Here is a 9,326-nt window from a genome sequence, read left to right on the forward strand (position 1 = left end):
CGTGCCCGCCGCTCGCCCGGCGCGCCGCGGCCGGCTCGCCACGTTCGCGCGCGGCCGCTGGCTGCGCACGATCCCCGGCCGGATCCGCGCGCACGTCGCGCTCGTCCTCGCCGCGCTCGTCGCGCTGCTCGCGGTGCTGACGGTCGCGGTCGGGAACGCGCGCGACTCGGTCCAGACGATCGGGCACGACGCGGGCCCGCAGGTCGTCGCGACCAGCACGCTGTACTTCGCGCTCAGCGACATGGACGCGCAGGTCTCCAACATCCTGCTGATCGGGCGCCAGCACGACCTCGGCAGCGGCTACGACCAGATGGTCGGCGCCTACGAGCGGCGCCGCGCGGACGCCGACGCCGCCGCCGTGCAGGCCGCGCAGCTCGCCGGGCGCGACCCGGCGCTGCGGCAGACCGTCCAGGACGTCCTCGACGGCCTCGGCCGGTACGAGCGGCTCGTCGGGTCGGCGATGCAGCTGAACCAGCAGGCCGACCATCCGGCGGGGGAGCCGCCGAAGGAGGTCGTCGACGCCTACCGGCAGGCGACGGACCTGATGAAGCTGGAGCTGCTGCCGAAGGCGTACAACATCACGCTCGACACCGGCGCGCACGTCCGGCAGGCGTACGAGTCGAAGCGGACGGCGGTGCTCGCGGGCCGCGACTGGGTGATCGTCGCCGGGGCGGCGGCGCTGCTGCTGCTGGTCGCGACGCAGCTGTACCTGGCGCGGACGTTCCGGCGCCTGCTGAACCCGGCGCTCGTCCTGGCGACGCTCGGGACCGTCGCGCTCACCATCGCCGGCGCGGGCCTGCTGTCGGCGCAGGCGGGGCACATCAGGAAGGCGAAGGAGGACGGCTTCGACTCCGTCCTGTCGCTGTCGCGGGCGCGGTCGGTCAGCCACAGCGCGTTCGCGGACGAGAGCCGCTACCTCCTCGACCCCGGCCGCGCCGACACCTACGAGCAGACCTACCTCGACAAGTCCCTCTCGGTGGTCTATCCGGACATCGGCGACAAGCCGCTGAACCTGGAGAACTACTACGCGGGCCTGGAGCAGAAGGTGGGGCCGTACCGCCCGCACAAGGGCGCGGCGCCGTTCCTCGGCTTCTTCGCCGACGAGGCCGCCGCGGTGCGCAACGCCCGCGAGGCCGACGCCGTGCAGCGGACGCTGCGCGCGTACATCGTCGTCCAGCGCGACGACCAGAAGATGCGGTCGCTCGCGGCGTCCGGCGACCGCAACGGCGCGATCACGATGCGGATGGGGCGCCAGTCCGGCGCGATCCACGACTTCGACGCCTACGACGCCGCGCTCGGCTCGCTGATCGCCGTGCACCAGGACGCGTTCACCAAGCAGATCAAGGACGCGGACGGCGGGCTGCGCGGCTGGAAGGCCGTCCCGCCGGCCGCCGCCGTCATCGCCCTGCTGATCGTCGCGGGGGTCCGTCCCCGGCTGGCCGAGTTCCGCTGACCGGAGGAGACCGACCCATGCGCGCCACCCGTGCCCGTTCGTTCCGTGCTGCTGCCCTGGCCTGCGCCGTCCTGTCCGCCGCCGGGACGCTGTCGGCGTGCGGGCTCGGCGGCGCGGACCAGCCGACCATCGCCCACAAGCACGCGCTGACCATCGGGGTGAAGGAGGACCAGCCGAGCCTCGGGGTGAAGGAGAAGAACGGGACGTACCAGGGCTTCGACGTGGACGTCGCCACCTACATCGCGGGGAGGCTGGGCGTGCCGAAGGACCGGATCACGTGGCGGACGACGAACTCCTCGGTCCGCGAGAAGGCCCTCGCGGACGGCACCGTCGACATGATCGTCGCGACGTACTCGATCACCGCCAAGCGCAAGCGGGTCGTCACGTTCGCGGGACCCTACTACGTCGCGCACCAGGACACGCTGGTCGCGCCGGGCAACTCGGCGATCCACGCCGTCCGGGACCTGAAGGGCCGCAAGATCTGCGCGGTGACCGGGTCGAACTCGTGGCGGCGGGTGATCGAGGAGCGCAAGATCGCCGCGGTGCCGGTGCAGGCGCCGACCTACGGCGCCTGCATGGACGACCTCGCCGCCGGGAAGCTGGACGCGGTGTCGACCGACGACCTGATCCTCGCCGGGTTCGCGGCCGGCCGCCCCGGCAAGATCATCAATGCCCCGTTCACCGACGAGAAGTACGGGGTCGGGCTGAAGAAGGGCGACCTGGAGGGCTGCGAGCAGATCAACCGGGCCATCACCGCGATGTACCAGGACGGCACGGCGGCGCGGCTGCTGACCAAGTGGTTCGGCAAGTCCGGGCTCAAGCTCACCACGAGCGTCCCGCAGTTCGAGGGCTGCAGCTGACCGCCCCGCCGCGCCCGGCCGGCGCGCTGGTCGGGCCGTCGCGGCGCTGGTCGGGCCTTCGCGGCGCTGGTCGGGCCTTCGCGGCGCTGGTCGGGTCTTCGCGGCGCTGGTCGGGCCTTCGCGGCGCTGGTCGGGTCTTCGCGGTCAGGCCGTGGTGGACGGCAGCGCGCCGATCGCCTCCCGCAGCGTGTCGTAGATCGGGACGAACTTGTCGATCCCGGTGATGCGGAAGACGCGCTGCACGCGCGGCGGCAGCGCCACCAGCGCGACGGTGCCGCCGTGCTGCCCGGCGCGCCGGTTCGCCGCGACGATCGCGTTCAGGCCGGTCGAGTCGCAGAACGTGACCTGCCGCATGTCGACGACCATGGGCTCGCCCGCGTCCACCACCTCGAACAGGGCCTCCTCGAAGCGCGCCCGGGAGACCACGTCGATGTCGCCCTGCACCCGGACGAGGGTGCAGCGTTCGTCCTTCATCAGGCTGATGTCGAAGTCCATGGCCACCTCTCGCCCCGGCTCCACGGGCACCCTGGTTCCACGCACCTGGTGACCCACCTCAGGTGACTCCTCAGGATTGCGCACCCGTGCCCGCAATCCAAGCACTTCCAGGGATAAGGACCGGGTCGCCCTCCCGCGTCCCGGACCGTAACACCCGGCCCCGCCCGGGCCGCGCGGGCCCGGCGCCCGCGTTCCCCGGCGTGCCGCCACCGGCGCCCCGAATAACTTACTCCAGAGGAACTTACTGGATGGTAGGAAATGGTTTCACGATTGCCGCACCTCCCCAATGTGACCGAAGTCCCACCCCGGGATCAAGGCCCCCAATAGTCCACCGGCGCCCCCCGTGACCAGCGGTTGAACCATTTCTTACCTCCCGTCCGGCCGGAAAAGCAGGTGCTGACCCGGGGACGGATCGGCGCAGAGGTTACAGTGGCGGTGCGAATGACAGGAGGCTGGGTGTTCTACACGTTCATGACGCGAGTGGTGCGTCCGATCCTCTGGCTGCTATTCCGCCCGAGGGTGATCGGCGGGGAGAACGTGCCCGCCTACGGGCCGCTCATCGTGGCCAGCAACCACCTGTCGTTCATCGACAGCTTCATCATCCCCCTCGCCGTCCCCCGGCCGGTGACCTACATCGCCAAGGCCGACTACTTCGTCGGCGGCGGCCTCAAGCGCGGCTTCGTCCGCTGGTTCCTCACGAACCTCGGCCACGTCCCGGTCAAGCGCGGCGCCCGCCGCGCCGCCATGGGCGCCCTGGAGCAGGCCGGCGACGTCCTCGCCAACAGCGGCGCCTTCGCGATCTACCCCGAGGGCACCCGCTCCCCGGACGGCCGCCTCTACCGCGGCCGCACCGGCGTCGGCTGGCTCGTCCTCGCCTCCGGCGCCCGCGTGCTGCCCGTCGCGCTGGAGGGCACCGAGAAGATCCAGCCGATCGGGGCGTCCAAGCCGCGCGTCTTCGGCCCCCGCCCCACCGTCCGCATCGGCCCGCCGATGGACTTCTCCCACTACCGCGACCTGCCGCCCGCCAAGGCCCGCCGCGCCATCACCGACGAGATCGTCGAGACCATCCAGAAGATGTCGGGCCAGGAGTACGCCCCCGTCTACAACGAACGAGCCGACGAAGAACAGAGATAAGCGCCGCCCTCGCTCCGCTCGGGCGGGTCAGCCGCCGAGGTTGGGGGACTTCTCCTGGATGTTCGCGCCCGCCTGGTTCTTGGCGTCGGACTTCAGGCCGTCCACCGCCGAGCCCACCGAGCCGATCTCCGACGGGTCGAGCTGCCCCGACTTGAACTTGGCGGCCAGCGACCCGAACATCCCCGCCACCTTCTCCGCCGGGACCTTCAGGGCCTTGCAGAGCTTCGGGTCCGCGCCGATGAGCTTGCGCGCGGCGTTGATCCGGTTGGCGGCGAACAGCCCGGCCGCGGCGGCCTTCGCGAACGCCTTCGTCCGGCCGTCCGCGCCCTGCTTGAAGCTGCCCGCCTGGTACGGCTTCCAGATGTAGCGGTGGAAGGCGCCGAACGCGAGGCCGGCGTCCGCGGCGAACCGCGTCTTCGCGAAGTGCTTCGTCGTCTCGGTCGGGCAGGACGACGGCGACGCGGCGGGCGAGCTCGCCGCCGCGCCCCGCCCCGCGGCGACGTTGTCGGCGCTCTTGCCGCCGCCGCACCCGGACGCGGCGACCAGCGCCAGCAGCAGGACGGGCAGCACCAGAACTCTGCGGAACATTCTCTTCTTCCCCCGGCATGTGCTCATGCGCCCGGTCCCGGACGCCGCCCCGTGCCCTACCCAAAGATCACGGACAGTCACAGGGTGAACGCGGACGGTGGCGCGGGCATGCCGCGCCACCGTCCGCGATCGGAGCGTCCGCCGGGTCAGCGGCGGCGGGCGGCGCGCAGGAGCAGCAGGCCCGAGGCGAGCACCGCCGCGGCGGTCGCCCCGTGGACGCCGAACGCCGTCGCCTTGGAGCCGTGGTGGGCGAGGACCGTCACCATGTCGCCGGCCGCGATCGTCGAGAACGCGCACATCACCAGGCCGAGCGCCTCGCGCTGCCCGCGGGCCAGCAGCGCGAGGACGGCGAGGCCGGTGCCGAGGTCCCGGACGCCCTTGATGTTCAGCCAGGCGGTGGCGTCGCCGGACGGCACGGACGGCAGCCCGAACCCGGCCCCGGTGCCCGCCGGGTCGAGGATGTACGAGAGCCCGACGTAGCCGATGCCGGCGCCGGTGAGCAGGGCGATGCTGGCGCCGGTGCGGGACGTGCGGACGTCCTCGCGCAGCCGCCGCATCCGGGCGGCGTGGTGGCGCTCGCCGTAGAGCCGCCAGAACGCGCGGGCCGGGGCGGGCAGCCCGGAGAGGAACTCGGCGCGCTCGTCCGGCGTCGCGTCCTCCAGGACGACGCCGAGGAGCGTGAGGATCTTCGTCTTGGGGGTGTGCTGGACGAAGTGGTCGCCCTGGGCGTTCCACTCGTCCTCGGTGAGGTGGCGCTCGGCGAGCGGCAGCAGGTTCGCCTCCTCGTCGTCGAGGTGCTCGGCCAGGACGGTGCGGTGCTCGGTGAGGGCGGCGGCGAGGGCGTCGCGGCCGGCCGCGTCCGCCGACTTCGCCCAGGGTCCGGCGAGGTCGTGCAGGCGGGCGATGGTCGCGGCGACCTTCTCGTGCTGGGCCTCCATCCGCAGGACGATGTCGGCGTCGAGGTCCACGCGGGACAGCAGCAGCGGCCAGATCAGCTCGTCCTCGCCGTGGTGGTGGTTGTGCAGGCCGAGCAGGTAGTCGCCGAGGTGCGCGGTGAGGGCGCGGGCGCGGCGGCGGTCGCCGGGGCGGGTCGCGCCGATCAGCTCGGTGAGCAGGCGCGCCTCGCGGCGCATGCCGCGGTGGATGACGATCATGGAGCGGGTGAAGGTGAGGGCGGTGCGGGCGGTGTCGGTGCTCATGCCGCCAACGCTGCCCGGGCCGTCTTGGAGCCGTCTTGGAGCGGGTCTTGGAGCCCGGCTTGGAGCCCGGCTTGGAGCCCGGCTTGGAACGCGGCCGGAACCCGGCTCGGAGCCTGGCTCGGAACCGGCTCGGAACCCGGCTCGGGGGCCGGTGGCTACGATCTGTCCGGGATGGTGCGGATTCGGGTGCTCGGGGCCTTCGAGGCCGAGGTGGCGGGGGTGCGCGCGGCGCTGGGCGGGCCGCGGCAGCGGGCCGTGCTGGCGCTGCTGGTCGCCGCGCGCGGCGAGGTCGTGCCCGTCGACCGCATGATCGAGGACCTGTGGCGCGGCGAGCCGCCGGCGCAGGCCGTCACGTCCCTGCAGGCCTACGTCTCCAACCTGCGCAGGCTGCTGGAGCCCGATCGTCCGCCGCGGGCCCCGGCGCGGGTGCTGGTGTCCGCCGCGCCCGGCTACGCGCTGCGGCTGCCCGACGAGGCCGTGGACGCCTGGCGTTTCGCCGCGCTCGCCCGGGACCCCGAGCGGGCGGCGGAGGCCCTGGCCTTGTGGCGCGGCCCGGCGTTCGCCGAGTTCGCCGACGAGGAGTGGGCGCGGGCGGAGATCGGCCGCCTGAACGAGCTGCGCCTGGCCGCGCGGGAGCGGCACGTCGCGGCCCTGCTGCGCGCGGGCGACGCCGCTGCCGCCGTGCCCGAGGCGGAGCTCCTCACCCGCGACGAGCCGCTCCGCGAGGAGGGCTGGCGGCTGCTGGCGCTGGCGCTGTGGGGGGCGGGGCGCCAGGCCGCCGCGCTCGCCGCGCTCCGCGAGGTCCGCGCGCTTCTCGCCGACGAGCTGGGCCTCGACCCGAGCCCCGCGCTGGCCGATCTGGAGACGGCGATCCTCCAGCAGCGCACCGGGGCGTTCGACCTCCCCGCGCCCGCTCCCATCCCGGTCCCTGAGCCCGTTCCCAGGCCGGTCCCTGAGCCCGCCCCCGACGGGCCCGCCTTCCTGGGGCGCGACGACGAGCTCGGCGCGCTGACCCGTCTCGCGGCCGAAGGCGGCGTGCGTGTCGCGCTCGTCACCGGCGAGGCCGGGCTCGGCAAGACCGCGCTGCTCACCCGGCTCGCGGGCGTGCTGGAGCGGGAGGGGCGGCTCGTCGTGACGGGCCGGTGCCCGGAGAGTGAGAGCGCGCCGCCCGCGTGGGCGTGGACGGAGGCCCTCACCGCGCTGGACCGGCACGTCCCGGCTCCCGCCGAGGCGGCGCCGCTGCTGCGGGACGCGTCCGCCGCCGAACCCCGCGACAGCACCGCCGGCCGCTTCCGCCTGCACCGGGCCGTCTGGGCCTGGCTGAACGAGGCGGCCCGGCGGCGCCCGCTGGCGGTCATGCTCGACGACCTGCACTGGGCGGACGCCGAGACCCTCGCCCTGCTGGCCGCCGTCTCCGGCGACGCGCCGCTGCTCGTGGTCGCCGCGTTCCGCGCGGACGAGGTCGGGACGCGCCTCACCGAGACCCTCGCGGTGCTGGCCCGCCGGTCGCCGCTGCGACTGCCGCTGAGCGGGCTGCCGGAGCCGGCGGTCGCCCGGCTCATCGCCGCCGAGTGCGGCGACGGCGTGGACGCGGCGACGGTGTCGGCGCTCGCCGAGCGCACCGGCGGCAACCCCTTCTACGTGCGGGAGAGCGCGCGGCTGCTGAGCAGCGAAGGCGCGCTCGTGGCGACGTCGGAGGTCCCCGAAGGCGTGCGGGACGTGCTGCGCCGCCGCCTCGCCCGCCTGCCCGAGTCCGCCGTCGCGGTCCTGCGGCTGGCCGCGCTCGCCGGACGCGAGGCCGACGTGGACGCGCTCGTCCTGGCCGCCGACGCCGGTGAGGACGCGGTGCTGGACGCGCTCGACGCCGGGCTCGTCGCGGGCCTGCTCACCGAGCGGGCTCCGGGCCGGGTCCGGTTCGCGCACGCGCTCGTCCAGGACACGATGGTCGCCGACCTCAGCGCGCTGCGCCGCACCCGCATGCACGCCCGGCTCGGCGCGGCCCTGGAACGGCTGACCCCCGACGACGCGCCGGCGCTGGCGTACCACTTTCACCGGGCCGCGTCCGCCGCGACGGCCGCGAAGGCCGTCGAGTACGCCGTCCGGGCCGCCGACCTCGCCGAACGCCGGTACGCGCACGAGACCGCCGTCGAGCTGCTCACCCAGGCGCTGGAGTCGTTCGAGCGGCTGCCGGGCCGGGACGCCGCGGACCGCGTCGACCTCCTGGGCCGCCTGCTCCGTGCCCAAGCGCGCGCGGGCGCCGTCCAGGACGCCCGTGCCACCCGCCGCCGCGCAGTCGACCTCGCCGAGGAGGCCGGGAGCGACGACCTGCTGCTCGCGGCGTTCACCGCATGGACCGAACCGGCCCCCTGGCAGCTCCGCCCGTACGGGGCCGTCGACGACCACCTCGTGGGCCTGCTCTCCCGGCTCCTGGACCGCGACGATCTCGCGCCGGACGTCCGGTGCCGCCTCCTCGACGCCTACGCCGCCGAGCTGGCGGGCACCGGGGACGGGCGGGGACGGGCCGCCGCCGAGGAGGCCGTCGAGATCGCGCGGAGCCTCGGCGACCCGAAGCTGCGGGTGCTGACGCTGTTCACGCTCGGCCGCGAGCGCGACTACCGCGGGCACGACGACCGCGATACCCGCCGCCAGGTGGCGCAGGCCCGCGAGCTGCGCGCCCTCGGCACCGAGCACGACATGCCCGCGGCGCTGTGGTCGGGCACGTTCACCCTCGCCGCCGCCGCCGTCTGGGAGGAGCGCCCGGACGAGGTGCGCGCCCGGATCGCCGAGGCCGCGGAGCTGGCCCGCCGCTACCGGATGCCCGAGGCGAGCGTCGTCTGCGAGATCGCCGGGGCCGCGCTCGCCCACGCCGAGGGCCGGACGGACGACGCGGAGCGCCGCTACGCCGCCGCGACGAGGGCCATGGCGGCCCAGGGGTCGCTGCACACCACCGGGTTCGACCTGGTCGCGCGCGCGACGCTGGCGGTGTCGCGCGGCACGCTCGCCGCGTTCGCCGACGACGCCGGGACGCTCCCGCCCGACGTGTCGTCGCTCGCCGCCGACGTCCTCGCCGCCGCGCACGCCGCCGCCGGCCGGTTCGCCGAAGCACGCCGCCTCCACGCGTCCGCCCCGCCGATCCAGCCCGACTACCTCTTCACGATGTTCTGCACGTTCCGCGCCATGACCGTCGTCGCGCTCGGCGACGAGCGGGGCGCCGCGGAGCTGTACGAGGCGCTGCTGCCGCACCGGGACGGCCCGCCCGCCGGGCTGGAGAGCCTGGCGGTCGCGCTGCCGCCGCCGGCCCGCACCCTCGCCGAGCTCGCCCGCCTCGCCGGGGCGGACCCGGCCCCGCACGAGCGGCGCGCCGCCGAGATCGCGGCCCTGTGGAATGCCCCGCATTGGGGGTCCGCGGGCTGATTCCCGCCCGCTTGGGGTGCTCCTGCCGCCCGCACAGCGTGTCGGCCGGGTGATGCGCGCGCCGGGCGCCTAGGGTCGCGGGCATGGCGCACAGGCTCCTCCCGATCGCGGTGCTGGCGGCCGTCGCGGCGGCGTCCGCCTGCGGCGGCTCCGGCGGCGGAGGCGCCGGGCAGGTCCGCGGCC

At 74.9% G+C, this 9,326-nt stretch carries 7 protein-coding genes; 4 read left to right on the top strand and 3 right to left on the bottom strand.

From position 1 onward, the window contains the following. Both F9B16_RS45930 and F9B16_RS45935 read left to right on the top strand, forming a co-directional pair. A partial coding sequence (locus tag F9B16_RS45930; protein ID WP_318839294.1) for a hypothetical protein occupies positions 1 to 1,453 on the top strand: 1,453 nt, incomplete at its 5' end. A 17-nt stretch (positions 1,454 to 1,470) separates the two neighbouring features. Next, positions 1,471 to 2,313, top strand: a complete 843-nt coding sequence (locus tag F9B16_RS45935; protein WP_151546571.1) for a glutamate ABC transporter substrate-binding protein — start codon at positions 1,471 to 1,473, stop codon at positions 2,311 to 2,313. A gap of 144 nt (positions 2,314 to 2,457) precedes the next feature. Here the strand turns inward: F9B16_RS45935 and F9B16_RS45940 are convergent, their stop codons facing one another. Beyond that, on the bottom strand, positions 2,458 to 2,808 hold the full coding sequence (locus tag F9B16_RS45940) for an STAS domain-containing protein (protein WP_151546572.1): 351 nt from the start codon (positions 2,806 to 2,808) through the stop codon (positions 2,458 to 2,460). 456 nt (positions 2,809 to 3,264) lie between these two features. Between F9B16_RS45940 and F9B16_RS45945 the strand changes: the two genes are divergently transcribed. After that, on the top strand, positions 3,265 to 3,942 hold the full coding sequence (locus F9B16_RS45945) for a lysophospholipid acyltransferase family protein (RefSeq protein WP_151546576.1): 678 nt from the start codon (positions 3,265 to 3,267) through the stop codon (positions 3,940 to 3,942). Positions 3,943 to 3,969: 27 nt separating this feature from the next. On the opposite strand, the gene F9B16_RS45950 is transcribed toward F9B16_RS45945, so the two are convergent. Both F9B16_RS45950 and F9B16_RS45955 read right to left on the bottom strand, forming a co-directional pair. Continuing rightward, the gene (locus F9B16_RS45950; protein WP_151546573.1) at positions 3,970 to 4,530 is read right to left on the bottom strand and encodes a hypothetical protein; all 561 of its coding nucleotides are present in this window, start codon (positions 4,528 to 4,530) and stop codon (positions 3,970 to 3,972) included. A gap of 146 nt (positions 4,531 to 4,676) precedes the next feature. Then, a complete protein-coding gene (locus tag F9B16_RS45955) occupies positions 4,677 to 5,729 on the bottom strand; it encodes a DUF4267 domain-containing protein (protein WP_225992536.1) in 1,053 nt (350 codons plus the stop codon). Between the two features lie 171 nt (positions 5,730 to 5,900). Here F9B16_RS45955 and F9B16_RS45960 point away from each other — a divergent pair, with 171 nt between their 5' ends. Then, positions 5,901 to 9,143 carry an ATP-binding protein gene (locus tag F9B16_RS45960; protein WP_151546574.1) on the top strand — a complete coding sequence of 1,081 codons (3,243 nt, stop codon included), beginning with the start codon at positions 5,901 to 5,903 and terminating at the stop codon, positions 9,141 to 9,143. Positions 9,144 to 9,326: the final 183 nt, after the last annotated feature.

It is taken from the genome of Actinomadura montaniterrae (assembly GCF_008923365.1).
In the GTDB taxonomy this organism is placed as follows: domain Bacteria; phylum Actinomycetota; class Actinomycetes; order Streptosporangiales; family Streptosporangiaceae; genus Spirillospora; species Spirillospora montaniterrae.

What these genes read in the sequence shown, in the direction of transcription:
- F9B16_RS45935 (WP_151546571.1), top strand. Translation starts at nt 1,471, where the DNA reads ATGCGCGCCACCCGTGCCCGTTCGTTCCGTGCTGCTGCCCTGGCCTGC.
- F9B16_RS45940 (WP_151546572.1), bottom strand. Translation starts at nt 2,808, where the DNA reads ATGGACTTCGACATCAGCCTGATGAAGGACGAACGCTGCACCCTCGTC.
- F9B16_RS45950 (WP_151546573.1), bottom strand. Translation starts at nt 4,530, where the DNA reads ATGTTCCGCAGAGTTCTGGTGCTGCCCGTCCTGCTGCTGGCGCTGGTC.
- F9B16_RS45955 (WP_225992536.1), bottom strand. Translation starts at nt 5,729, where the DNA reads ATGAGCACCGACACCGCCCGCACCGCCCTCACCTTCACCCGCTCCATG.
- F9B16_RS45960 (WP_151546574.1), top strand. Translation starts at nt 5,901, where the DNA reads ATGGTGCGGATTCGGGTGCTCGGGGCCTTCGAGGCCGAGGTGGCGGGG.